Origin of the sequence: Pseudooceanicola sp. (assembly GCF_029213205.1) — a bacterium.
GTDB lineage: Bacteria > Pseudomonadota > Alphaproteobacteria > Rhodobacterales > Rhodobacteraceae > Pseudooceanicola.
In genome coordinates, this window is sequence record NZ_JARGNH010000003.1 from 51283 (window position 1) to 76340 (window position 25058).

24 protein-coding genes are annotated in these 25058 nt (G+C 65.0%); 8 read left to right on the plus strand and 16 right to left on the minus strand.

Features of this window, described 5'->3' with window-relative positions:
- The first annotated feature begins 72 nt into the window (after positions 1-72).
- Complete coding sequence (locus P1U48_RS03895; RefSeq protein WP_301067418.1) at positions 73-1158, plus strand: CaiB/BaiF CoA-transferase family protein; 1086 nt, start codon at positions 73-75, stop codon at positions 1156-1158.
- Positions 1159-1235: 77 nt separating this feature from the next.
- The gene (locus P1U48_RS03900) at positions 1236-2069 is read left to right on the plus strand and encodes a DUF6544 family protein (protein ID WP_301067420.1); all 834 of its coding nucleotides are present in this window, start codon (positions 1236-1238) and stop codon (positions 2067-2069) included.
- A 3-nt stretch (positions 2070-2072) separates the two neighbouring features.
- On the opposite strand, the gene P1U48_RS03905 is transcribed toward P1U48_RS03900, so the two are convergent.
- The 3 genes from P1U48_RS03905 to P1U48_RS03915 all read right to left on the minus strand — a co-directional run bounded on the left by P1U48_RS03905 (position 2073) and on the right by P1U48_RS03915 (position 4595).
- Positions 2073-2720 carry a pseudouridine synthase gene (locus P1U48_RS03905; RefSeq protein ID WP_301067422.1) on the minus strand — a complete coding sequence of 216 codons (648 nt, stop codon included), beginning with the start codon at positions 2718-2720 and terminating at the stop codon, positions 2073-2075.
- Positions 2721-2865: 145 nt separating this feature from the next.
- On the minus strand, positions 2866-3321 hold the full coding sequence (locus P1U48_RS03910; protein WP_301067425.1) for a GAF domain-containing protein: 456 nt from the start codon (positions 3319-3321) through the stop codon (positions 2866-2868).
- A gap of 101 nt (positions 3322-3422) precedes the next feature.
- Entirely contained in the window at positions 3423-4595 is a 1173-nt protein-coding gene (locus P1U48_RS03915) for an acetyl-CoA C-acyltransferase (protein ID WP_301067428.1), read from the minus strand.
- Positions 4596-4686: 91 nt separating this feature from the next.
- On the opposite strand from P1U48_RS03915, the gene P1U48_RS03920 reads away from it, so the two are divergent.
- From P1U48_RS03920 to P1U48_RS03930, 3 genes are all read left to right on the plus strand, one after another.
- Positions 4687-5025, plus strand: a complete 339-nt coding sequence (locus P1U48_RS03920) for an STAS domain-containing protein (RefSeq protein ID WP_301067429.1) — start codon at positions 4687-4689, stop codon at positions 5023-5025.
- Position 5026: 1 nt separating this feature from the next.
- Positions 5027-5500: an ATP-binding protein gene (locus P1U48_RS03925; RefSeq protein ID WP_301067430.1), complete on the plus strand. Its 474-nt coding sequence runs from the start codon at positions 5027-5029 to the stop codon at positions 5498-5500.
- A gap of 457 nt (positions 5501-5957) precedes the next feature.
- Complete coding sequence (locus tag P1U48_RS03930; RefSeq protein ID WP_301067431.1) at positions 5958-7535, plus strand: gamma-glutamyltransferase family protein; 1578 nt, start codon at positions 5958-5960, stop codon at positions 7533-7535.
- A 64-nt stretch (positions 7536-7599) separates the two neighbouring features.
- On the opposite strand, the gene hspQ is transcribed toward P1U48_RS03930, so the two are convergent.
- Positions 7600-7926, minus strand: coding sequence for a heat shock protein HspQ (gene hspQ, locus P1U48_RS03935; protein WP_301067434.1), 327 nt, complete (start codon positions 7924-7926; stop codon positions 7600-7602).
- Positions 7927-8009: 83 nt separating this feature from the next.
- On the opposite strand from hspQ, the gene P1U48_RS03940 reads away from it, so the two are divergent.
- Both P1U48_RS03940 and P1U48_RS03945 read left to right on the plus strand, forming a co-directional pair.
- Positions 8010-8891: an AEC family transporter gene (locus tag P1U48_RS03940; protein ID WP_301067436.1), complete on the plus strand. Its 882-nt coding sequence runs from the start codon at positions 8010-8012 to the stop codon at positions 8889-8891.
- A 98-nt stretch (positions 8892-8989) separates the two neighbouring features.
- Entirely contained in the window at positions 8990-9574 is a 585-nt protein-coding gene (locus tag P1U48_RS03945; protein ID WP_301067438.1) for a transglycosylase SLT domain-containing protein, read from the plus strand.
- On the opposite strand, the gene P1U48_RS03950 is transcribed toward P1U48_RS03945, so the two are convergent.
- The 4 genes from P1U48_RS03950 to P1U48_RS03965 form a co-directional block, all read right to left on the minus strand.
- Positions 9571-10176 (minus strand): outer membrane lipoprotein carrier protein LolA, encoded by a 606-nt coding sequence (locus P1U48_RS03950; protein ID WP_301067673.1) that lies wholly within the window; start codon positions 10174-10176, stop codon positions 9571-9573. The genes P1U48_RS03945 and P1U48_RS03950 overlap by 4 nt on opposite strands.
- Before the next feature lie 186 nt (positions 10177-10362).
- Positions 10363-13608 carry a DNA translocase FtsK 4TM domain-containing protein gene (locus P1U48_RS03955; protein ID WP_301067440.1) on the minus strand — a complete coding sequence of 1082 codons (3246 nt, stop codon included), beginning with the start codon at positions 13606-13608 and terminating at the stop codon, positions 10363-10365.
- Positions 13609-13621: 13 nt separating this feature from the next.
- On the minus strand, positions 13622-14806 hold the full coding sequence (locus P1U48_RS03960; protein ID WP_301067443.1) for an aminotransferase class I/II-fold pyridoxal phosphate-dependent enzyme: 1185 nt from the start codon (positions 14804-14806) through the stop codon (positions 13622-13624).
- Positions 14807-14912: 106 nt separating this feature from the next.
- A complete protein-coding gene (locus tag P1U48_RS03965; RefSeq protein ID WP_301067445.1) occupies positions 14913-16241 on the minus strand; it encodes an amidase family protein in 1329 nt (442 codons plus the stop codon).
- A 95-nt stretch (positions 16242-16336) separates the two neighbouring features.
- On the opposite strand from P1U48_RS03965, the gene P1U48_RS03970 reads away from it, so the two are divergent.
- Positions 16337-17551: an FAD-dependent monooxygenase gene (locus P1U48_RS03970; RefSeq protein ID WP_301067447.1), complete on the plus strand. Its 1215-nt coding sequence runs from the start codon at positions 16337-16339 to the stop codon at positions 17549-17551.
- A 25-nt stretch (positions 17552-17576) separates the two neighbouring features.
- Here P1U48_RS03970 and P1U48_RS03975 read toward each other — a convergent pair whose 3' ends face one another.
- Genes P1U48_RS03975 through P1U48_RS04010 form a run of 8 tightly spaced genes read right to left on the minus strand, consistent with a single transcriptional unit; the run spans position 17577 to position 24956 of the window.
- Entirely contained in the window at positions 17577-17912 is a 336-nt protein-coding gene (locus tag P1U48_RS03975; RefSeq protein ID WP_301067449.1) for a cupin domain-containing protein, read from the minus strand.
- On the minus strand, positions 17905-18570 hold the full coding sequence (locus P1U48_RS03980; protein ID WP_301067451.1) for an isochorismatase family cysteine hydrolase: 666 nt from the start codon (positions 18568-18570) through the stop codon (positions 17905-17907). The genes P1U48_RS03975 and P1U48_RS03980 overlap by 8 nt, the downstream gene beginning before the upstream one ends.
- Complete coding sequence (locus P1U48_RS03985; RefSeq protein WP_301067452.1) at positions 18570-20102, minus strand: ABC transporter ATP-binding protein; 1533 nt, start codon at positions 20100-20102, stop codon at positions 18570-18572. Before P1U48_RS03985 ends, P1U48_RS03980 begins: the two co-directional genes overlap by 1 nt.
- Entirely contained in the window at positions 20099-20779 is a 681-nt protein-coding gene (locus P1U48_RS03990; protein WP_301067454.1) for an isochorismatase family cysteine hydrolase, read from the minus strand. Before P1U48_RS03990 ends, P1U48_RS03985 begins: the two co-directional genes overlap by 4 nt.
- Before the next feature lie 11 nt (positions 20780-20790).
- Positions 20791-21786 (minus strand): formamidase, encoded by a 996-nt coding sequence (locus P1U48_RS03995; protein ID WP_301067457.1) that lies wholly within the window; start codon positions 21784-21786, stop codon positions 20791-20793.
- 11 nt (positions 21787-21797) lie between these two features.
- Entirely contained in the window at positions 21798-22724 is a 927-nt protein-coding gene (locus P1U48_RS04000) for an ABC transporter permease (protein ID WP_301067459.1), read from the minus strand.
- A complete protein-coding gene (locus P1U48_RS04005) occupies positions 22724-23833 on the minus strand; it encodes an ABC transporter permease (protein ID WP_301067462.1) in 1110 nt (369 codons plus the stop codon). The genes P1U48_RS04000 and P1U48_RS04005 overlap by 1 nt, the downstream gene beginning before the upstream one ends.
- A gap of 1 nt (position 23834) precedes the next feature.
- Positions 23835-24956: a BMP family ABC transporter substrate-binding protein gene (locus P1U48_RS04010; protein WP_301067463.1), complete on the minus strand. Its 1122-nt coding sequence runs from the start codon at positions 24954-24956 to the stop codon at positions 23835-23837.
- Positions 24957-25058: the final 102 nt, after the last annotated feature.

Below are 25058 nucleotides of genomic sequence, written 5' to 3' on the forward strand. Positions count from 1 at the left end.
AATCGCCGGTTCGGGATGGACCTTGGCGCGTCGAGCTGTAATTTTGGCCCGAATCCACGAAAGGACAGAAACATGTTGAACGGCATCCGGATAATCGAGATCGAGGGCATCGGCCCGGGACCCTTTGCGGGGATGACACTGGCCGATCTCGGGGCCGAGGTGATTGTGGTGCAGCGCAAGGGCGGAGCCGGGGAGGTCGGCGGCGGTCGTCCGCCCTTGACCCGGGGCAAGCGGGCGATTGCGCTCGACCTCAAGGATGCGGCGGATCTGGTGCTGCTGAAACAGCTGATTGCCAGTGCCGACGGGCTGATCGAAGGGTTCCGCCCCGGGGTGATGGAACGGCTGGGGTTGGGGCCAGAGGACTGCCAGGCGATCCAGCCTCGCCTGGTCTATGGAAGGATGACCGGCTGGGGTCAGGACGGGCCAATGTCGCAGCAGGCCGGGCATGACCTGAATTACATCTCTGTTGCCGGGGCGCTCTGGTATGCCTCGCCCGCGGGCCAACCGCCGTTGACGCCGCCAACCCTGGTTGGTGATATCGGTGGTGGCGCACTCTATCTGGTGATCGGCCTGCTGGCCGGAATCATGGAGGCGCGCCAGACCGGCAAGGGCCGGGTGGTGGACGCCGCCATCGTCGACGGTGCCGCGCATATGATGAACCTGCTGCTGTCGCTCGGGGCCACCGGCAACCTGTCCTACGACCGCGGTCAGAGCCGGTTGGATGGGCCACATTACAGCCGCACCTATGTCTGCGCTGATGGTGGCTTCATTTCGGTTCAATGTCTTGAGCCGAAATTCTATGCCGCCTTCCGCGAAATTCTGGGACTCGATCAGGATCGGGATTTCGACGATCAGGCGGATCGGGCCCGCTGGCCGGAACAGACGGCAAAGTTGGCGACGATCTTTGCTGCGAAACCGCGCGATCACTGGGCCGGAGTGTTCGCCGGAAGCGATGCCTGCGTCGCCCCGATTCTGACCCCGGAAGAGGCGGCCGCGCATCCGCATATGCAGGCGCGCGGCACCTACCAGCCCAGCCTCGGCGGCCTGCAGGCCGTGGCAGCGCCCCGCTTCACCGGCTACGATCCGACGCCGCGCCCGGTGGCCAGCTACAACCAGCACGAGGCCGAGATTCGGGCCGAACTGGCAGCCAAGACTTGACCCATGTCAGGGTGAGGTCCGGCGCGTTCTGACAGATTCCCCCGGGTGCTGAAATAGAAAGGCCCCGGGTGAAGATCATGCCGTTCATCATGATGCCACTGGCCATCGGCCTGGCGCTGGCGCTGCTGGCCGGTCTGGCGCTGCGCTGGTCGGACCAGCGTGCGCTGGCACGGGAATGGGCGCGGCTCGCCGGGCTGGCGGCACCTGCACCGGCGCGGTTTGAGCCCGAGATGATTGCCGATTTGCCGGAACCGGCGCGCCGCTATCTCACTTGGGCGATCCAGCCGGGCACGCCGTTGGCGGGGCTGGTTGAGGTCACCATGACCGGGCGCTTCGGCCTCGGCGATCAGGTCGAACCGAGGTATCAACCAATGCGCGCCCGCCAGATCCTGACGCCGCCCGACGGGTTCGTCTGGGAAATGCACGGCACCGGCGCCATGCCGGTGTCGGGGTCCGACAGCGGCGGCTGGACCCGCTTCGCCCTGGCCGGGATCCTGCCGGTGGCGCGCAGTGGTGGCACCGCCGATCACCGGCGCTCGGCCTTTGGCCGGATGCTGGCCGAGGCGGCGATCTGGTGCCCCAGCGCGCTGATGCCGGGGCCGCATGTGACCTGGTCATCCCCGGCTGCGGATGTGGCCCGCGTCAGCCTGCGCGATGACGGGATCGAGCATGTGGTCGATCTCCAGCTGACCGCCAGCGGCGCCCCCAGTTCGGTGGTGATGCAGCGCTGGTCAAATGCCAACCCGGCCAAACGCTGGCAATACCAGCCCTTCGGCGGCGATCTTTCCGATTATCGCGAGGTCGCCGGTCATCACCTGCCGTTCCACGCCGAGGTCGGCAATTTTTATGGCACGCCGGATTATTTCCCGTTCTTCATCGCCGATCTGACCGGGGTGCGCTTTCCCGGCTGAGGCTCAGAACGGCGCCTTGGCGCGAAAGCTCAGGCCCTGGCCACCATCCGGATGCAGCAGCCGCAACTCCTCGGAATGCAGCATCATCCTGGGGTGATCGTCGCGGGCCGGGCCGCTGGCATAGAACGGATCGCCCAGAATCGGATGACCAAGCGCCAGCATATGCACCCGCAGTTGATGGCTGCGCCCGGTCTTCGGCATCAGCCGCACCCGGCTTTCACCATCGCCACGGCGCAGGCAGCGCCATTCGGTCTGTGCGGCGCGACCGTTTTCATGATCGACATGCTGGCGCGGCCGGTTCGGCCAATCGACGCAGAGCGGCAGATCCACCAGTCCCGATTTCTCCGCCATCTCGCCGCTGACCCGCGCCACATAGGTCTTGCGGGTGCGCCGGTGCTCGAATTGCAACCCGAGATGGCGCTGGGCATGCGGGGTCAGGGCAAAGACCATCACCCCGGAGGTATCGCGATCCAGCCGATGCACCAGCAAAGCCGAGGGAAACACCGCCTGCAACCGGGTCAGCAGACAATCGGCCAGATCCGGGCCCTTGCCAGGCACCGACAGCAGCCCGGCGGGCTTGTTGACCAGCAGGATCTGATGGTCCTCATGGATCACCTCCAGCGGGTCTTCGGGCGGGGCATAGCTCTGCATGCCGCCTGATAATCCCGCCAGCGAGCTTTTTCCAGCCGTCTGATCTTCCTCTGGTTTTAAATATCCCCGCCGGAGGCCCACGCCCGGCCCGGCCTCGATGGCCGGGCAGGGCGTTCCCTGCGCGACGGACGGCGCCCGACGCCAGTCAGCCCCGGCCAAACACCGCCGCCAGGATCGCGCTCAATTCGCGCGCATCGACCTCATCAAAGGCGGCGGGCTGGTTGCTGTCGATGTCAAGCACCGCGATCACCGTGCCAGCGGCATCGAACACCGGCAGCACGATTTCCGACCGGGTCGAGCTGGCACAGGCGATATGGCCGGGAAATTCGTCGACATCGGCGACCAGCTGTACCTGCCCTGTCCGCGCCGCCGTGCCGCAGACGCCGCGCGAAAACGGGATCACCAGGCAGCCGTGGCCGCCCTGATAGGGGCCGATCTTCAGCAGTTCGGGTGCCACCACCCGGTAGAACCCGGTCCAGTCGAACCGGTCGTCGGCGTGATGCAGCTCGCAGGCCAGCGTCGCCATCAGCGCCACCTTATCGGTCTCGCCCTCGGTCAGGGCGGCGATGGTCTTGGCCAGGGTTGGATAATCTACCTGCATGGCGCGGCCTTTGGTTGCGGGGCAGGGGGCTGTCTGCCCCCTCGGCCTGTCGGCCTCACCCCCGAGGATATTTTGGACCAGAGGAAGCAGGAGACCTGCGCTCAGCCCCGCTCAATGGCGATGGCCGTGCCTTCACCACCGCCGATGCAGATCGCCGCGACCCCGCGTTTCAGCCCGCGATTTTCCAACGCATTCAGCAGGGTGACGATGATCCGCGCGCCCGAGGCGCCGATCGGATGGCCGAGGGCGCAGGCGCCGCCATTCACATTGACGATGTCGCGCGACAGGCCCATCTCGCGCATGAAGACCATCGGCACCACCGCAAAGGCCTCGTTCACCTCCCAGAGGTCGACGTCTTCCTTGCGCCAGCCGATCCGGGTCAGCAGCTTTTGTACCGCCGGAACCGGTGCGGTGGTGAACAGCCCCGGCGCCTGGGCATGGCTCGCATGGCCGAGGATCCGGGCGCGGATGTTCAACCCCCTTTCGTCGGCCGTGGCCGCCGAGGCCAGAACCAGCGCCGCCGCCCCGTCGGAAATCGACGAGGAATTGGCCGCCGTCACCGTGCCATCCTTGCGGAAGGCGGGTTTCAGTGTCGGGATCTTTTCGGGCAGCGCCTTGGCAGGCTGTTCGTCGGCGGTGATGACCGTGTCGCCCTTGCGGGTGCTGATTGTGACCGGAGTGATCTCGCGTGCAAATCCGCCCGATTTCTGCGCCGCCAGCGCATTGGCGAGGGATTTCAGCGCATATTCGTCCTGGGCCTCACGGGTGAACTGACAGCTTTCGGCGCAATCCTCGGCAAAGGTGCCCATCAGGCGGCCCTTGTCATAGGCATCTTCCAGCCCATCGAGGAACATGTGGTCGATCACCTGATTATGGCCGATCCGGGCACCGCTGCGCATCTGCGGCAGCAGGTAGGGGGCGTTGCTCATGCTCTCCATGCCGCCGGCGACCATCATCGTGGTCTGGCCAAGTGCGATCTGGTCAAAGGCCGACATCGCCGCCTTCATCCCCGAGCCGCACATCTTGTTCAGGGTGGTGGCGGGCACCTCTTCGCCGAGACCGGCGGCAAATCCGGCCTGCCGGGCCGGGGCCTGACCCTGACCGGCGGGCAGGACACAGCCCATCAGCACCTCATCGACCGTCGCGGTCCTGGCATCGGCCAGCGCTGCGCGGATTGCAGCGCCGCCGAGGGTGGCGGCGGGAACCCCGGCAAACACCCCTTGAAACCCGCCCATGGCGGTGCGGGCCGCGCCCGCAATGACAACATCCTGCATGATCTATCCTCCAGAATTCGCCCCTGCATACCGAATGGTAAGCATTGTCGTCTAGCCGTGTCCCTGGCATCGGATCGAACGGAGCATGCGAATGGACCTGAAGGCAACGCAAAACGGCAGGGCGCTGGTGATCACGGCCGATGCGGCGCGGATCGACGCGGCGGTCGCCATCCGCTTCAAGGATCTGATGCGCGAGGTGATTCCGGCGGATGCCGGGCGGGTGATTCTCGATCTTGGGCAGGTGGGATTTATCGATTCCAGCGGGCTTGGGGCGATCGTTTCGGTGATGAAACAACTGGGCGCCGATCAGACCCTGGAACTGGCGGCGCTGCATCCGACGGTGGATCGGGTGTTTCGCCTGACCCGGATGGACAGTGTTTTTCCGATTCACGCAGATCTGACCCAGGCGCTGCGCGATCATGCAGGTTGATATGGCGGACAGCGACCCGGGGTGGCCCCCGTTCGATCGGGGCAGCGAGCTGTCGTTTTACGGCAATGCCGTCTGCGTGCGCTGGGCGCTGTCGTGGGTGATGGCCGGGCTGCACGACCTGCTGCACGACCCCGAAGACCGCGGTATCGTCGAACTGGTGCTGGCCGAGGCACTGAACAATGTTGTGGAACATGCCTATGGCGCCGGTCGGCAGGGTGAAGTGTCTCTGGCGGTGGATCACACTGCCAACGGCCTGCAAGTGCGGATTCGCGATCATGGCGCCCCGATGCCAGAGGGGAGATTGCCGCTGGGCGACCTCGCCAATGCCCGCACCGCCCGGATGGATGCGCCCGAGAGCGGCTTTGGCTGGTTCCTGATCCGCGATCTGGCCCGCGACATCGACTATGAGCGTCGGGGCGATGCCAATATCCTGAAGTTTCGCATCGCGGTCGGCGTGACTATTCGCCCGCATTGACGCGATTTGGCCCGCCACAGGCGGCGTGCGGCAACCTTGTGACGCTTTTATATCAGGAACACCCCGCGATTCTGCAGCCGCGATTGGCAACAACCAGGTCCGAATCGCCGAGTCTGTTGCTCGGATCACCCCTGACTGTTTCTCCAAATGCCTCTGACGCGGGTGAGGCCGGGGATTGTCGCCAGATCTGGTGCAACTTCCTGAAAAAGCCTTAATTCCAGCGAATTGCGGCCCGAAAGAAGGGTGATAACGAAGGGGTAGCTGCATAAGGCTTCCCTCGGTGCCGCGTTTCAACAGCCCCCACCCAGTGCGCGGCGCCGAGGTCTTTGCAGAAACCGCCCCCCGAACCACCGCACCCCAAGGCGGCCCGTCCTGAGTGTAATTACTCTGGACGGGGGGCTCCGGGCGTTTAGGATCCCCCCCAACTCGGATCCAAGCGATCGAAAGGAGCCTTGATATGCGTGATTTTCATCTTCCTGGCCGGTCTCCAGTTCTGGCGACCAATGGCATCTGTGCCACCTCGCACCCACTCGCAGCGCGCGAGGCGGTTGCGGTTCTGGAACGCGGCGGCAATGCCATGGATGCGGCGATTGCCGGAGCGGTCCTGCTGGGGCTGTGCGAACCGGCGATGACCGGGCTGGGCGGCGATCTTTTTGCCTTGATCGAAACCGCGCCGGGCGCCGGGGTGCAGGCGCTCAATGCCTCGGGGCGGGCGGCGGCCGCAGCCGATCCGCAGGTGTTGCGCGATGCGGGCCATGCGACGGTGCCGCTGAGCAGCCCCTGGGCGGTGACGATCCCCGGCGCGGTCGGAGGATTCTGTCACCTGTCCGAGGCTTACGGAAGGCTTGGCCTTGATGCGGTGCTGGACCCGGCGATCCGCTATGCCGAGGCCGGGGTGCCGATCGCGCCGCGGGTGGCCCACGATTATGCGGCGAAATCCGCCACCCTGAACGCCACCGCCCGGCGATTCTACCTGCCCTGGGGCAAATCGCCCGAGGTCGGCGCGATGCTGGCCATGCCCGGTCAGGCCGAGGTGCTGCGCCGCATCGCCCGCGACGGCGCTGCCGGATTCTATACCGGCGAAGTGGCCGAGGATATCGTTGCCAGCCTGAAAGCGCTGGGCGGCCCGCAGAGCCTGGCAGATTTCGCCGCCTCCGCGCCGACCCCGACCCAGCCGATCTCTGGCAGCTATCGCGGCATCGACCTGGTCGAGCATCCGCCAAACGGCCAGGGCGCCACCGCGATCCTGCTGCTGAACATCCTGTCGCATTTCGATATCGCCGCCATGGACCCCTGGGGCGCCGCCCGCGCCCATATCGAGGCCGAGGCGACCAAGCTGGCCTATGATGCCCGCAACCGGTTCGTCGCCGATGCCGATCACATGACCCGGCTGGCTCACATGCTGGCGCCGGAAACCGCCGCGAAACTGGCGGCGCTGATCGACCCGAAAGCGGTGATGGCTGCGCCCGCGCCGCTGACCGAAGCGGTGCATCGCGACACCATCTATATCACCGTGGTCGACCGCGACCGAATGGCGGTGTCGCTGATCTATTCGATCTTCCACGGTTTCGGATCGGGGATTGCCAGCGAAAAATTCGGCATCCTGCTGCAAAACCGTGGCTCAGGATTCAGCCTGACACCGGGCCACCCGAACGAGATGGCGCCGGGCAAGCGACCGATGCACACGATCATTCCCGGCATGCTGCGTGAAAACGGCCGGGTGGTGATGCCCTTCGGGGTGATGGGCGGTGCCTATCAATCCACCGGCCATGCGCGATTCGTCAGCAATCTTCGGGATTTCGGCCTTGACCCGCAGGCGGCCATCGACGCGCCGCGCTGCTTTGCCGAGGACGGGGTGCTGAAGCTTGAGCGCGGTTATTCAGCCGAAACCGCCCAGGGGCTGGCCGATCTGGGCCATGTTGTCGAGACGTCGCAGGACGCGATCGGTGGCGCCCAGGCGATCCTGATTCGCCCCGACGGGGTGCTGGTTGCCGGATCGGACGCGCGCAAGGACGGCTGCGCGATCGGCTATTGATTGGGCGGCTATTGATTGGGCGGTGAGGCGGTGAGCTGGCGGCGCCGCTGGGTCGCCGCCCAGCTCAGTTCAGCTGAAAATGCAGCGGATAATGGCCGTCGGTGAACGGGCCGAACAGATCGGGAATGTCGGGATGATCCACCGGTTCGCCGGAATAGTCCTCGACCAGGTTCTGTTCCGAGACATAGGCGATGTAATAGCTCTGATCGTTCTCGGCCAGCAGATGGTAGAACGGCTGTTCCTTGCGCGGGCGGACGTCCTCGGGGATCGCTGCGTACCATTCGTCGGAATTGTTGAATTGCGGATCGACATCGAAAACCACCCCGCGAAACGGGTGCTTGCGATGGCGGACAACCTGTCCGAGGTGATATTTGGCTCTCGCCTTCAACATGTCTTGCAGCCCCTTGCGCCCACTACTAGCGTCTTCCCCCGGCCTTTGTCCAATTTCGTGTTGAATTTTCGAGGAAACAGACTGTGAACCTTGCCCTGACAGTGCTGGAAATCGTCGCGCCGGTGTTTCTTTTGGCGGCAATCGGGCTGGTCTGGGTCAAGGCAGGCTTCGAATACCGGGTCGAATTCGTCACCAGGCTGGCGATGACCCTGTCGGTGCCCTGCCTGATCTTCACCGCGTTGATGAAAACCCGAATCGAATCAGAGGCGCTGACCGGGCTGTTGCTGGCGGCGATTGCCGCCTACGCGGTCCTGACCCTGGCCGCCGCCTTGCTGGTGTGGATCGTCGGGCTCGATGCGCGCAGCTATCTGGCGCCGCTGATCTTTGGCAACACCGGCAACCTCGGCCTGCCGCTGGCGCTGTTCGCCTTTGGCGAGATCGGACTGTCCTATGCGGTGGTGGTGTTTGCGGTGATGGCGGTCTGGTCCTTTACCTTTGGCATCTGGGTGGTGTCGGGCGGCGGCTCGGTGACCCGCGCGCTGAAAGAGCCGCTGCTCTGGGCGACCTTGCTGGGCGGTCTGTTCCTCTGGCAGGGCTGGGTGACTCCGCGCTGGCTGACCAACACGCTGGAACTGACCGGGCAGATGGCGATCCCGATGATGCTGATCACCCTCGGGGTGGCGGTGGCGCGGCTGAATGCCGGGCGAATGCTGCAGGCGAGCCTGCTGGCGCTGGTCAAGGTGGTGCTGTGCACCGGGGTGGCCTGGGGGCTGGGGCGGTTGTTTCACCTCGATGACGTGGCGTTCGCGGTGCTGGTGTTGCAGGTCGCCACCCCGGTCGCCGTCACCTCCTACCTGCTGGCCGAAAAATACGGCGCCGATTCCGAGGCGGTTGCCGGGCTGGTCGTCGCCTCCACCCTGGCCTCGGTGCTCTATCTGCCGTTGCTGCTGGCAGCGGTGCTTTAAGGTCACGTTGGGGAATCCGAACAAATCGTGATTTTCCTGACGCCCCAAATTCGCTAATATGTCCGAAAAAATATCGAGCAGAAAAAAACGAGGGGCAGATGGGCAGAACGCTTCGGGCTGTGATGATCTTGTTATTGGTCGCATCATGCGGTGGCGGGCGCTATTCGGCGCCGCGCGACTTGGACAATGCCTGCAATATCGTCAAGGAACGGCCGAAATACCTCAAGGCGTTCAAACGCGCCGAGCGCCGCTATGGTGTCGAACCGGCGGTGATGATGGCGATGATCCATCAGGAAAGCAAATTCATCGGCAATGCCAAGACCCCGCATCGCTATGCGCTGGGGATCATCCCGCTGGGGCGGCAATCTTCGGCCTATGGCTATTCGCAGGCGCTGGAAGGCACCTGGGAAGATTACAAGAAGGATTCCGGTCGCCGCCGGGCCAAGCGCGACGACATCGACGATGCGGCGGATTTCATGGGCTGGTATATGCGCCTGACCAAGGAAAAGCTGGGCATCAGCATGAACGACACCCGCAATCAATACCTGGCCTATCACGATGGCCACACCGGCTATGCACGGGGCACCTACAAGTCAAAAAGCTGGCTGATGGCGATCGCCGACAAGGTCGCGGCGCGCGCGCATACCTATCGGGCGCAGCTGCGCAATTGTTCGCGCCGCTAGCGCTGGTCGCGACCGGTCTGCGATTCCGTCAGGGCGATGTTGAACAAGTTGTCCGACAGGGGCAGGCCGATGTCTAGCGCGCCGAGGATCACTGTGGTCCGGGCGCCGGAATCATCGGTGATGACCCATTGACGCAGCTCCACCGGCGGGCCGGTGAACACCAGCTCCAGACTGCCATATTCCGGATGCGCCGGGTCCTGGGTGGTCACCGCGGTGGTGTTGCCGTCTTCGCGATGGCCGGTGACCATCCGGGCCCGGTTCAGATCGACCTTGGCGGCCAGAATGATCGACAGCGGCGTGCGCTCCAGCGGATAGGTCGTCGGCCCGGTGTTGGAATTGTTGTCAAACACCGCCACCGTATTGGCTCCGGCCAGCACCAGCGCCGCCTCGGGCGGATCATATTCGAACCGCACGCGGCCGGGCCGCTTGATATAGAGCGTTCCGGTGGTGATTGAGCCATCGTCATTCACCTGGGTGAATTTCGACTGGGCCGTGGTCATCGCATTCAGATAGCCCGAAATCTGGCCCAGAGGCAGCTTTTCAGCCGCCACCGGCAGGGCAAGGGCAAGGATCAGGGCGGGGGCCAGAGCCAGATGTTTCATCATCCTGCCAAGTTAATGCCTCTGCCGATCACGCGCCAGCGCCCCGGCATCACAAAGCCGTAGCCCGGGCTTCATCTTGCCGAAAATATTCTGGGGGGTGAATTGCGGTTGCTTGCAAACGCAAGAGGGGGGCAAAGCCCCCCCCTCGCTGATCGCCGGAAAGTTCCGGCGAAACAGATGCAGAACTCACTGCTGCTCGGGCACCAGGATTTCGCGTTTGCCGACATGGTTGGCCGCCGACACCAGCCCCTGATCCTCCATCTGCTCGACCAGGCGCGCCGCCTTGTTATAGCCGATCCCGAGCTTGCGCTGGATATAGGAGGTCGAACATTTGCGATCCCGCACCACCACCGCGACCGCCTGATCGTATAGCGCGTCATCGCCACCGGTGTTGCCGCCAAGGCCGAGCACCAGGTCGATATCGCTCTCGGTCTCCTCATCGGGCCCTTCAACCACGCCACCGATGTAATCCGGCGGGCCATAGGCCTTGAGGTGGTTGACGATCTCCTCGACTTCTTCATCGCTGACGAAGGGGCCATGGCAGCGCACGATTTTCGCACCCCCCGCCATGTAGAGCATGTCGCCCTGGCCAAGAAGCTGTTCGGCGCCCATCTCACCCAGAATGGTGCGGCTGTCGATCTTGCTGGTCACCTGGAACGAAATCCGGGTCGGAAAGTTCGCCTTGATGGTGCCGGTGATCACATCGACCGAGGGCCGCTGCGTTGCCATGATCAGGTGGATGCCAGAGGCCCTTGCCATTTGCGCCAGGCGCTGGATGCAGGCCTCGATCTCCTTGCCCGCGACCATCATCAGATCGGCCATCTCGTCGACGATGACGACGATATAGGGCATCTTTTCGGGTTGGGTCTCTTCGGTTTCAAAGATCGGTTCGCCGCTGTCCTCATCGAACCCGGTCTGCACGGTGCGGCTGAACATCTCGCCACGCGCCAGGGTATCGGCGACCCGGCCATTGTAGCCGTCGATGTTGCGCACCCCCATCTTGGACATCTTGCGATAGCGTTCTTCCATCTCGCCCACGACCCATTTCAGGGCAACGACCGCCTTTTTCGGGTCGGTCACAACCGGGCTGAGCAGATGCGGAATGCCGTCATAAACCGACAGTTCCAGCATTTTCGGGTCGATCATGATCAACCGGCATTCATCCGGCGTCAGCTTGTAGAGCAGGCTCAGGATCATCGTGTTGATCGCCACCGATTTACCCGAGCCCGTGGTCCCGGCGATCAGCAGGTGAGGCATCTTCGCCAGATTGGCCACGATCGGATCCCCACCGATATCCTTGCCCAGCGCCAGCGGCAGCTTCATGTTGCTGTCACCGAAATCCCGCGCCGCCAGGATTTCGCGCAGCACCACCATTTCACGGTTGTCATTGGGCAGCTCGATACCGATCACCGAGCGGCCGGGCACGGTTGAGACCCGCGCCGACAGCGCCGCCATGGAGCGGGCGATGTCATCGGCCAATCCGATCACCCGGCTGGCCTTGAGGCCCGGTGCCGGCTCCAGCTCATACATGGTGACCACAGGGCCGGGGCGGACCGAAACGATGTCGCCTTTGACGCCGTAATCATCGAGCACCGATTCCAGCATCCGGGCGTTTTCCTCAAGCGCGTCATCGCTCAGGTGGTGGCGGGTGATGTTTGCCGGATCGGACAACAGGTTCAGCGGCGGCAATTCGAAATCCGACACCCGGTCTTCGAATTTCAGCGTCGGCTGGGCCTCGGCCCGGGCACGGGCCGAAGGGGCCGGCGCGCGGCCCGTTTTCGGCTGTACCACCCGGCGCTGCGGTTCGGCGGCGGTCTGCGGCAGGGTCATCTGCGGGGCGACGGCGACCGGCGCGGCTTCGGGCAGCAGCAACGGGGTTTCTTCTGCGGCGTGATAGGAGTCGACCACCGGCGCGGGATCCGGCGTCGCCTGATGCGCGGGTTCTGCGGGGGTGAGCGGCGGCTCGGGCGGCAGCGCGGCCGGGGCCTGCGCCAGGATCAGCGGATCGGGCCCGCGTCCACGGCCCCTGGTCAGCGGCTGATGTGTCGGGGCGCTGAGCCTTGCCGAGGTGCGGGCGCGCTGGCGCACCGCATCGGCGATCTTGGCCTTGATCCGGTCATCCAGCGGCAGACCGTCGAGCGCGGTGCCATTGTCGTCGACCTCGGCAAACGGTGCCGGGCCGGTTTCAGGTTCGGCACGGCGCATCAGGTTCGGCAGGCGGCTGAACAATCCGGCCTTGGGTGCCGCTGTGGCGGGTTCGTGCTGGGTCGGCTGCGCGGTCGCGGCATAGGCCGGTTGCTCGGCCTCCTCACGCGGTCGGGTGACGCCGCCGAGGCGTGGCTGCGGTTGCAGGGCAGGTTGCGGCGCCGGGCGCTGCAGGGGCGGTTCGCTGACCTGCGGCGCCCGCGGTTGATCGATTTGCGCGGCGGGGGCGGCCATTCTGGGCGCGGTGATCGCCGGTGCGGGCCGTGTCGGTGCGGGCCGTGTCGGTTCCGGCATCTCGGGTTCCTGCCAGGCGTTGACCTCGGGCGCATCATGGGCGGCGGGGGCCGCGGCCTCTGCCGCAGGCATGGCGCGGCGGACGATGCCGGTCAGCCGGTCACGCAGATTGGGGGTGGCGGGCGGTTCGGACTCGGCGCTCCATTCGGGCGCGGCCTGGTGCGGCGACGGAACCGCTGCTTCGGCGGCGTGGATGGCTGCCAGTTCGGCGGCTTCGGCGCGTTTGCGGGCGCGGTGATCGGCGAGCTTGTCCTTGGCGATCAGGGTCGCCCGCCAGGCCATCTGCGCCGCTTTCGAGCCGAGCTTGGTGAGCGCAATATAGGCGACAATCACGCCATAGACGGCGATCTGAAAGCCGCGCGCCATTTCCCGACGGGTCAGGCCAAAGACATAGAGCCCAAGCGCGGCGGAGCCGAGGCCCAGCACCAGCGACAGCAGTTTCAGCCCGATCGAGGCGCTGACCGGCGCCACCCCGATCAAGGTGCCAAGCACGGTATCGCCAAACAACCCGCCGAGGCCAAAGGAATGGCTCCAGGCGTCGCTCGGGATCAGCGAGGCGGCATAGAGCGACAGCAGGGCGATCCAGATCGGCGCAAAGACGATGCGCGACAACACCCGTTCGGCGCCAAAATGCAGGCCCAGACGCAGGCCCCAGACCAGACCCAGCGCCGCAATGCCCCAGCCGCCCATGCCGAGAATCATGAAGATCGGCGCCGACAGACTGGCGCCGAGACGGCCCAGCCAGTTCTGCACCGGCGCCTCGGTCACCGACATCCACGAGGGATCGTCGGGGGAGTAAGAGACAAAGGCCAACGTCGCCAGCAGGCCGAGAAAGAACACGACAACGCCAATCAGCTCTTTGCCGCGGCGTTCGATGGCAGCCTGCATGTTGCTGTCGAACAAAGGATCGCGTCCCCGTGTCTGAAAGGCCATTTTGCTCGTTCCCTCAGTTATACAGACAGTCGCGAAGGCGGGTCAGCGCCTCAACCATCTCGTCTTTTGGGGCCACCATGGCGACCCGGATATAGGCTTTGCCGGGGTTTTCCCCGTTGGTGTCCTGGCCCAGATAGGTGCCGGGCAGCACCCGGATACCGGCCTGGGTCCAGAGTTTCAGCGCTGCCGCTTCGCTGTCTTCGACAGGAAGCCACAGGAAAAAGCCCCCCTCGGGGCCCTGATATCCGGGCACGCCTTGCATCACCTGATCCGCTGCGACGTATTTTTCCGCGTAAAGGCGGCGATTTTGTGTCACATGCGCCTCATCCGCCCAGGCCCGTTCGGCAACCCGTTGCAGCGGCAGTGGCATCGGCGCCCCGGCATAGGAGCGCAGGCGGCGGATGTGGGCGGTGCTTTCCGGACCGGCGGCAATGAACCCGGCGCGCAGGCCCGGCAGGTTCGACCGTTTTGACAGCGATTGGAACAGCACGATGCGTTCGGGATCGCTGCCTGCCGCCTCGGCTGCGGTCAGCACCCCCATCGGGGCGGTGTCGCCGCGATAAATCTCGGAATAGCATTCGTCCGAGAAGATTCGGAAATCGTGCTTTTCCGCCAGCGCCAGCAGATCCTGCCAGTATCCGGCATCGGCCACCGCGCCCTGGGGATTGCCGGGCGAGCAGATATAGGCCGCCACCGTGCGATCCAGCACTTCGGCGGGCAGGGCGCCGTAATCGGGCAGATAGCCGCCCTGGCGGGTCGCGGGCACGAACACCGGCTCGGCACCGATGGAAATCGCCGCGATCATATAGACTTGGTAAAACGGGTTCGGAATCAGCACCACCGGCCGTTTGCCGCGCTTTTGTTCCGGCAGCAGGGCCATGGCGACGTTATAGAGCCCCTCACGGGTGCCATTCAGCGCCATCGCACCGGTCTGCGCGTCAAATTCCACGCCATAGCGGCGTTTGATCCAGCCGGAAATCGCATCCAGCAATTCCGGTGATCCGTCATTCGGCGGGTAGACGCCAAATCCGTCGATATTTTCGGCCAGCACCGTTTTCACCCAATCGGGGAACGGGTGCTTTGGCTCTCCGATGGTCATATTGACCACTGGCCCGCCCGCAGGATGCGGGTCGAGAAGCCCGCGCAGACGCGGGAAAGCATAGGCCGGTAGGTTCGAGAACCGCTCGGGGTAAATCATGCACTGCCTCTGGATCGGGGTCGTTGATCGCCCCGTTACCCTAAAATTAACCGCAGACCCCGCCCGCGTCCAGTTGCGTTGACGCTGCGGGCGGGGTTTGTGGCTTTTAGGACAAAGCCTTTTCGGCTGCGGCACCAAGGCGCAACAGCGCCTCTTCACTGCCGGGTCGTGCGAGAATCATCAACCCGCATGAGGGCACCCCGGTCGGCAGGGTCAGGGCGCAGAGACCCATCAGGTTGCCGACCCTCGTGTTGCGCAGGGCCAGCAGGTTTTCGGCGACATAATACTCATGATCCGCCAGCATCCGCTCGGCATTCGGCGGCAGGATTGGCGCGGTCGGGCAGATCACCGCATCATAGGAGGCCATGCGCGCCAAAAAGATCCGGCGATAATGGTGCAGCAATTCCCAGGCGGCGACGTAATCGGCGGCGGCGTAATCGGCGCCACTGCGGAACCGGCTCAGGATTTCCGGAAACATTTTCTCCGGTGCCGCCTCGATATCGGCCTTCCACAGCCCGTAAGCCTCGGAGGTGAACAGGATACCCGACAGGTCATTGGCCTGGGCCAATTCGGGTGCCTCCACCGGGGTGACCAGCGCCCCGGCGCGTTGCAGCCGTTCGCGGGCCGAACGGAAGCCAGACAGCGGCGCGTCGCGGATATCGTCCAGCACCAGCGTGTCCAGCGCGGCAAAGCGAATCCCGTCCAGCGTCGCGCCGCGCAGATCCGCCGGCCTGCCGCCCTCGATCGCCGCTAGGGTCAGGGCGCAATCCTCGACATTGCGGCAGAGCGGGCCAATGGTGTCAAACGCCTTGGCCAGCGGCACGACTCCGTCCAGCGGCACCCGCCCGGAGGTGGTTTTTAGCCCGACGAGGTCATTCCAGGCCGCCGGAATGCGCACCGATCCGCCGGTGTCGCTGCCCAGCCCGGCGGCGGCCAGCCCAAAGGCCACCGACGCGGCGGCACCAGAGGAGGAGCCGCCCGGCACGGCCGTGGCATCGTTGCGATTCGGCGGCGTCGCGGTGATCGGGTTGAGCCCGATGCCAGAGAACGCCAGTTCCGACATATGGGTCTTGCCCAGGCAGACCAGTCCCATTGCCGTGGCATTGGCCAGCACCTGTGCGTCACGGTCCGGCACCCGGCCCTGCAACAGCGCCGACCCGGCCTCGGTCGCCACCCCGGCACTGTCAAACAGGTCCTTCCAGGACACCGGCACCCCGTCCAGCGGCCCCCGGCGCAGGCCCAGCCGCGCCCGTTCGGCGGCGTCACGGGCCTCGGCGCGGGCCCGGTCATGGGTGACGCGGGCATAGATTCGCGGGGTGTCAGGATGCGCGTCGATGGCGGCCAGATAGGTGTCGCACAGCGCCACCGGGTCAATCTCGCCCGCGCCGATCCCGCGGCCCAGTTCGCCCGCGCTCATCCACAGCCACTTGTCCATGCCGTTCTCCTATAGGTTCTCTGGGACGGTAGCGGCAGCCGGGCGCATGGACAATCCTGTGCATGGCGGCAATATGCGAGGGCAAGGGGGGCGCGATGGCACGCAGCACTGACATTCTGATCGTGGGCGGCGGGCTGAACGGCCCGACCCTGGCGCTGGGCCTGGCGCAGGCCGGGTTTTCGGTCACGGTGATCGACGCGCTGCCCGCCGCAACCCGGGGCGAAGTCGCCTTTGACGGACGCGCCTATGCGCTGGCGCTGGCCTCGGTCCGCTTGCTCAAGGCGCTGGGCGTCTGGGACAGGGTGGCTGAGCACGCCGAGCCGATGCTGGAGATCAAGGTCAGCGATGGCCATGCCGGGCAGGGCGGTGGGCTGTTCGGTCTGCAGTTCGACCATGCCGAGATCGAAGAGGGCCCGATGGGCCAGATGCTGGAAGATCGGTTCCTGCGCCGCGCCCTGCTTGAGGCGATGGACGATGAGCCGGCGATCACCCAAATCTCCGGCGAAACCGTCACCGCGCAGGTGGCGGATGGCGCGGGCATGCGGCTGACCCTTGCCTCGGGGACCGAACTGAGCGGGGCGCTGGTGATCGGGTGCGATGGGCGACAAAGCGGCACCGCGTCGCGCGCCGGGATCAAGCGCAGCGGTTGGGGCTATGGCCAGACCGCGCTGGTCTGCGCCATCGCGCATGAGCTGCCGCATCATGGCGTCGCGCATCAGTTCTTCATGCCGCCCGGGCCGCTGGCGATCCTGCCGCTGCCCGGCAATCGGTCCTCCATTGTCTGGAGCGAGAGCGCCGCGACCGCGCGTGATTTCATGGCGCTGTCGGATGACGATTTCCTGACCGCCCTGCGCCCCCGGTTTGGCGATTTCCTCGGCGAAATCCGGCTGGAGGGGCAGCGCTTTGCCTATCCGCTCGGCCTCAGCATCGCGCATGAATTTGTTGCAGACCGGCTGGCGCTGGTTGGCGATGCGGCGCATGGGATGCACCCGATTGCCGGGCAGGGGCTGAACGCCGGGCTGCGCGATGTGGCGGCGCTGGTGCAGGTGCTGCACGAGGCCGCACGGCGCGGTGAGGATATTGGCGCGGCCAGTGTTCTGGGCCGCTATCAGGAATGGCGCCGCTTTGACACCGCCAGCCTGGCGATGGCGACGGACCTGACCAACAAGCTGTTTTCGAACGACAATCCACTGCTGCGCCTGACCCGTGACATCGGCATGGGCGCGGTGAACGCGCTGCCGCGCCTGCGCCGGGGATTTCTGCGCGAGGCCGCCGGTCTGACCGGAGAATTGCCGGAATTGATGCGCTGAGGCGCGGGATTCTTCGACCAAATCGCTAGTCGATGAATTCCACCGGCCGTTCCCATTGGATCAACACGGTGCAACCGTCTTCGGACCAGACCCGGTGTTCGGAGCCTGCGGGATTGAACAGCAGCGCGCCCTGGAAATAGCGGCCCTTGTCGTCGCTCTGACTGCCTGACAGCACCAGGATCGTCTCAAGTCCCCGATGCCGATGCCGTGGCACCGAGGCGCCGGGCGCGTAACGCAACAGCGCCACATCCGGGCCGCCCTGCCACAGCCGCATGATCTCGACGCCCGGGTGAAACGGTTCGAACGGCTGATCGGCCCAGCCATCGGGCAGGAAGGCGGCAATCGCCTTGGGGTCAGCCATCCAGCGCCTCCAGAATTGTCGCGGTCGGTGTCACCCAGCCGACAATCGCGCCCTGGGCGGTGATCATTTCGATCGTCGCCGCCTTGAAGGCCGGGAAATAGCTTTCGGTGGCGTCACTGGCGAGCAGGCAGTCATAGCCGCGGTCATTGGCCTCGCGCATTGTCGTTTGCACACAGACCTCGGTGGTGACTCCGGCAAAGACCAGCTGCCTTATCCCACGCTGGGTCAGTTGCTGGCCCAGGTCGGTGGCGTAGAAGGCGCCCTTGCCGGGCTTGTCGATGACGATCTCGCCGGGCAGCGGCGCCAGTTCGGCGACGATTTCGGCCCCCGGCGCCCCGGCGATCAGCACCCGGCCCATCGGCCCGGCATCGCCGATCCTGAGCGCGGGCGCGCCGCGCAAGCGCTTGGCGGGCGGGCAATCGGACAGGTCGGGACGGTGGCATTCGCGGGTGTGAATGACCGGCAGCCCGGCCTTGCGGAATCCGGCGATCAGTTCCGCGACCTTCGGCACGATGGCCTGCACCAGCGCCACATCGTTGCCAAGGCTGGCACCAAAGCCGCCCGGTTCGATGAAATCGCGCTGCATGTCGATGACGATCAGGGCGATGGCATTGGGATCATAGGGGAATTCGAAAGGATCTGCGGGAATCTCGCGCATCAGCCATGCCCTGCCATATGCTGGCCGATCTCGGCGATATCGGCGGTTTCAATCGGAGTTTCAAAGGTCACCCGCCCCTCGGACATCACCAGAACCCGGTCGGACAATTCCAGTATCTCGTCCAGATCCTCGGAAATCAGCAAGATGGCGGTGCCGTTGTTTCGCGCCTCGATCAGCCGGTCGCGGATCGAGGAGACGGCGGCGAAATCCAGGCCGAAACAGGGGTTGGAGACGATCAGCGCCTTGACCGCGCCGGTCAATTCGCGGCCCAGCACCGCGCGCTGCACATTGCCGCCAGAGAGCGCGGCGATGCGCGCGGCGGGCGAGGTCGTCTTGACGTTGAACCCGGCGATCAGGTCATCGGCATTGCGCGCGATGGCCCCGGCGTTCTTCCAGAATATCGTGCCGCCATCGGCGGAGGCGTCAAACATCCGGAAGGCCAGGTTTTCGGCAACGCTCATCCTTGGGGCGCAGGCATTGCGCAGCGGTTCCTCGGGCAGATAGCGGATCTGATGCGCGCGCGCCTCGCGCCGCGTGGCGGAATAGGATGCGCCGTTGACCCGGATTTCGCCCCCCGTCAGCCGCCGCTGGCCGGTCAGAATCTCCATCAGCTCCATCTGGCCATTGCCGGAAACACCCGCAATTCCGAGGATCTCGCCGGAATTCAGGGTCACGTCGTCGATTTCGATATTGTGCAGTCCGGTGCGGTCCTTGGCGGTGACGCCGCGCAGTTCCAGCAGTGGCTTTTTAACCGTCGTCGCGCGGCCCCGGTCGCTGACAACCGGCGCTTCGCCCATCATTGCGCGGCTCATCTCCTCGACGCTCATCTCGCCGACCTTGCCGCCGCCGACATATTTGCCGCGCCGCAGGATCGAGACTTCGTCGGCAAAGGCGCTGACCTCGCGGAATTTATGGGTGATCATCAGCACGGTGATTTCGCTCGCCGTGGTCAGCGCCCGGACATGGCTCAGCACCTCATCGGCCTCGCCGGGGGTCAGGACCGAGGTCGGCTCGTCCAGGATCAGAAAGCGGTTGCCGAGGTAGAGCTGCTTGAGGATCTCGAGCTTTTGCTTTTCCCCCGCCGCCAGGCGGCTGACCGGCTGATCCAGCGGCACCGAAAACGGCATCCCGGCCATGAACGCATCCAACCGGCGCCGTTCGCTGCGCCAGTCGATCACCGCCGGGGTGTCGGCGCGGCTGATCACCAGGTTTTCGGCGGCGGTCAGCGACGGCACCAGGGTGAAGTGCTGATAGACCATGCCAAGGCGCAGGGTCTGCGCCATCTTGGGATCAGTCATCACCGCCTGACGGCCATCGACCAGCAATTCGCCCTCAGTGGCGTGATAAAATCCCATGATGCATTTGACCAAGGTGGATTTCCCGGCGCCGTTTTCGCCCAGAAGCGCGTGGAAGGTCCCGGCACGAATGGTCATCGAAACATTGTCGAGCGCGGTGAAATCGCCAAAGCGCATGGTCATATGCAGCGCCTCGACGCTGATAGCCCCGGCTTCGGTGGGGTCATAACGGCTCATCCCGGCAACCCGGCGATCAGGCTGGCGCTGTCGCTGACCGCGCCAAAGACGCCGCCCTGCATCCGTACCATATTGATGGCAGCCACATGGTTGGCCGGATCGGTGGCGCCGCAGCAATCCTCGACGATCACGCATTCAAAGCCGCGGTCATTGGCCTCGCGCATGGTGGTCGAGACGCAGACATCGGTGGTGATTCCGGTCAGGATGATATTCTCGATCCCGCGCAGCCGCAGGATCATTTCTAGATCGGTGGCGCAGAAACTGCCCTTGCCGGGCTTGTCGATGATCACCTCGCCTGCGGCCGGGTAAAGCTCGGGAATGATGTCCCAGCCGGGTTCGCCACGGATCAGGATCTTGCCACAGGGGCCTGCGTCGCCGATGCCCGCGCCGATCTGCTGTGAGCGCCAGCGTTTGTTGGCGGGCAGATCCGAGAGATCGGGGCGATGCCCCTCGCGGGTATGGATGATGTGATAGCCCTTGGCCCGCATCGCCGCCATCAGGGCCTTGATCGGTTCGATCGGTGCCTGGGTCAGCGTCAGGTCATAGCCCATGTGATCGACATAGCCGCCCGTGCCGCAGAAATCGGTCTGCATGTCGATGACGATCAGCGCGGTGTTGTCCGGGCGCAGATCTCCGTTATAGGGCCAGGCATAGGGGGTGCTGGTGATCGTGGTCATGGGCTGGGCTCCTATTCACCAAAGCGGCGGGTTGGCGCGGGAAAGCCGAATCCGGTGCCGTCGGTGATCTTGATGCTGTCCTCCCAGGGCAGGCGGTATTGCCCGGCGGCGAGGTCATTCATGTAGGTGTACGGACAATCCTGGGCGCCGCCTTTGACCGCGACATAGCCACGATGGCCGAATTGATAGGGGTTGTTCTCAACCCCCCAACCGGCGCGGGCCTCGCGCACCAGATCGGGGCGCACCTCGGCAGAGATGATCTCATCGGCGCGACCAGTCTGGCCATGGGCGATGACGCTGCCGTCGAAATTGACGATCATGCCTTCGCCCATGCTGTCAAAGCTGCCGTCGGACCCGCACATGCAGACATTGGCGGTGACCATCAGGTTGCAAAAGCTGTTGGATTGATTGGTGAAGCGCCAGGACTCGCGGATCGGGGCAGTGTATCCGGCGGTGCGGATCATGATCTCGGCCCCCTTGTAGGCCGCCTCGTGCGCCATTTCCGGGAACATGCCGTCATGGCAGATGATCAGGCCGATTTTCGATCCGTTCGGACCATCGCAGACCGGGATGCCCTGATCCCCCGGTTCCCAGGGTTCGACCGGCACCCAGGGGTGCATCTTGCGGTAGTAGAGGCGGACCTCGCCAAGGTCGTCGATGATGATGCCGCTGTTATAGGGATAACCGTCCGGGTTCGCCTCCATGATCGAAAAGCAGCCCCAGATGGCATTGTCGATACAGGCCTGTTTCAGCGCCGCGACCTCGGGGCCGTCCATGGTGCACATGATCTCGGGGTTGGTGTCCATCGACAGCCCGTGCAGCATGTATTCCGGGAACACCACCAGATCCATGGTGCCCAGATTGCGCCGCGCCTTGCCGACCAGCTCGACCACCCGGGCGGTCTGTGCGGTCAGGTCGGCCTTGGTTTTGACCACAGGCAATTGCAATTGCACCAGCCCGATGACCACGCCGTTTTCGGATTTGTTGAGACCGCCAAGTCCGTTCATCAGATTATTCCTTATTTTGTCAGGCTTAGTTCCAGCGGCGCGCCCTGCATGGCGCGGTCGGGGGAAGAGGTGAGGATCAGCAGCCCCAGGGTCAGCACATAGGGGGCGGCGAAGAACAGGTAATAGCCCTCGGACACGCCGACCGATTGCAGCGCCGGGCCAAGCGCCCCGGCCCCGCCGAACAGCAGCGCCGCCCAGAAGCAGTTGATCGGGTTCCAGCGGGCAAAGATCACCAGCGCAATCGCCATCAGCCCCTGGCCAGAGGACACGCCCTCGGTCCAGCTGCCGGGATAATAGAGCGACAGATAGGCGCCGCCGATCCCGGCCAGCGCGCCGCCCGCCCCGGTGGCCAGCAGCCGCACCCGGTCCGGGCTGAGGCCCATCGCCCGGGCCGCATCGGTGCTGTCGCCGACGACCCGCACGATCAGCCCGACGCGGGTGGATCGGAACATCCAGGCCATCGCCACCGCCAGCAATCCACCGGCGATGAACAGCACATTGACCTGAAGCGCCGCGCGCAGTTGCGGGATATCCGACCACCAGCCCAGGTTGAAGGCGGGCAGGTCTGGCGCCTGTGGCTGGATGTAGGGCTTGCCGAAAAAGAAGGCGAGCCCCATGCCGAACAGCATCATTGCGATGCCGACGGCAATGTCGTTGACGCCCTTGAACTTGCAAATCCAGCCGTGCAGCAGCCCGAAACAGGCCCCGGCCAGCGCCGCCGCCAGCACCCCGACAAAAGGGTTGCCGGATTCATAGGCCACGGCGTAGCCGCTCATGGCGCCGAAAACCAGGGTGCCTTCAAGCCCCAGGTTGATCCGCCCGGAGCGTTCGGTCAGGCATTCGCCGAGCGAGACAAAGATGAAGGGGGTCGAGACCCGGATCGCCCCGCCGAGGATCGCCAGCGGCACCCCCCAAAGACCGATTTCAACCTGATCCATCAGCGATGCTCCCAGAATGCCGGGGTGAAGATGCGCAACCGGCCATAGAGCGCCTCGCTCAGCAGGATGATGACAAAGACCATGCCCTCGAACACTTGGATGGTGGCGTCGGGCAGGTCCATCCGGCGCTGGATCAGGCCACTTGAGGCCTCGAAACCGCCGAGCAGCACCGCCACCGGCAGGATGGCCAGCGGGTTGTGGCGGGCCAGAAAGGCGACCAGGATCCCGGTATAGCCATAACCGGCGATCAGCGAGGCATTGGCCGAGCCATGCACGGCGGCGACCTCGAAATACCCGGCCAGCCCGGCGAAGGCACCGCCAAGCGCGGTAAAGCCGATCACCAACCGGCTGACCGGCAGGCCCTGAACCTGCGCGGCGCGGACGTTGTCGCCAGCGATCCGGGCGGCAAAGCCCAGGGTGGTGCGTTCGATCAGGATCCAGCAGAACAGGCAGGCCAGCACCCCGGCCACCACCCCCCAATGGGCCGCGACAAAGGGCATGTCGCCGACCCTCAGCCCGGCCTCCAGCGGCGCGGTCGAGGGTTTGTTGAGGCTGGCGGGGTCGCGGAACGGCCCCTCGACGAAATGGTTCATCAGCGCAATCGCGATATAGGCCATCAGCAGCGATGAAATCGTCTCGTTCACCCCGCGCTTGATCCTGAGTGCGCCGATCGTGCCGATCCAGAGCCCGCCGAGGGCCATTCCGGCCAGGGCCATGGTCACCATGCCGATGCCCGCAGGCAGGCCGGCCACCGCGGTGCCGGTCACCGCCGCCGCCAGACCGCCGAGCACAATCGCGCCCTCGCCGCCGATGATCACCAGACCCAGCCGCGCGGGCAGGGCGACGCAGAGCGCCGCCAGCACCAGCGGCGCCACCCGGCTGAGGGTGTTCTGCCAGGAAAAGGCCGAGGAGAACCCGGCCTTCCAGACCAGCGCATAGAACTCCGCTGGTGATTTGCCGATGGCCAGCAGAAACAGGCTGAACGCCGCCGCCCCGGCCAGCAAAGCGCCGACAGGGATGAGGACTGCCTCGGCCCGGAACATCAGGCCAATCAAGGTCTGCGCGCCGGTGCCATGGCCCCGCGCCGGTATCTGCGCCTGGCTGGTCATTTTAGCTGGTGGACCCGAGCACGCCCTCGACGAGGTAGTCCATGCTCTCCAGCTTGACGTCGGTTTCGACAAAGCCCTCGCCTGCGGCAGCGATGACATTGCCCTTGTTGTCCTTCAGCGGGCCCTTGATCGCGGCAAAGCCACCGGCCACGATCTCGGCCTTGACCGCCTCGAACTGGGCACGCGCGGTGTCAGAGACGGCCGGGCCAAGCGGGCTCATCTTGATGAAGCCATCGGCGAGGCCGCCGCGGACGAAGTTGTCGATCGGCTCGCCCGCCATCGTCTTGGCCACCATGTCGGTATAGACGCTGGCCCAGTTCCATTCGGCGCCGGTCAGATACATGTCACCGGCCAGCGGGCTTTGATCGGCGTGATAACCGCAGACATAGGCGCCGCGCGCCACGGCGGTTTCGCAGACCACCTTGGGCCCGTCGACATGGCAGGTGATGACATCACAGCCCTGATCGGCCAGCGCATTGGTTGCCTCGGCCTCTTTCACCGCCAGTGACCATTCGCCGGTAAAGATCACCTGACAGGTGATCGTCGGATCGACCGCGCGGGCGCCGAGCAGGAAGGAGTTGATGTTGTTCAGCACCTGCGGGATCGGCTTGGCCGCGACAAAGCCGATCTTCTTGGTTTTCGAGGCATGGCCAGCGGCGACACCGTTCAAATACTGGCCCATGCCGATATAGCCGAAATAGGACCCGGCATTGGTCGGATTGCCCTCGGTCCAGAGCCCGCCGCAATGTTCAAAGCGCACGTCGCTGTATTTCGGTGCCAGCTCAAGGATATGGGGATTGAAATAGCCAAACGAGGTCGGGAACAGCAGTCCGGCACCGTCGAAATTGATCATCGATTCCATGGTGTTCTGGACGTCCTGGCTCTCCGGCACGTTTTCCTCTTCCAGAACCGTCACCCCGGCCATCGCCTTGACCGCAGCGGCGCCTTCGGCATGGGCCTGGTTATAGCCGAAATCGTCCTTCGGCCCGACATAGATGAAGCCGACGGTCAGGTTGTCTGCGGCCATTGCGGGCCGGGACAGGCCGCCAAGGGCAGCAGCCCCCAGCGCGGCGGTCGAGGCGCCCAGAAAGCGGCGGCGATTGAGAGGGGTGAATGTGGTCATGGCATTGCTCCAGCAGCTGTTCCTGCGCCGACCTGCGGAAGGCGCGGTGGTGTGACACTCAAAGGTTAGGGTATTTGAGTGCTGTTGACGTCTGCTAATATT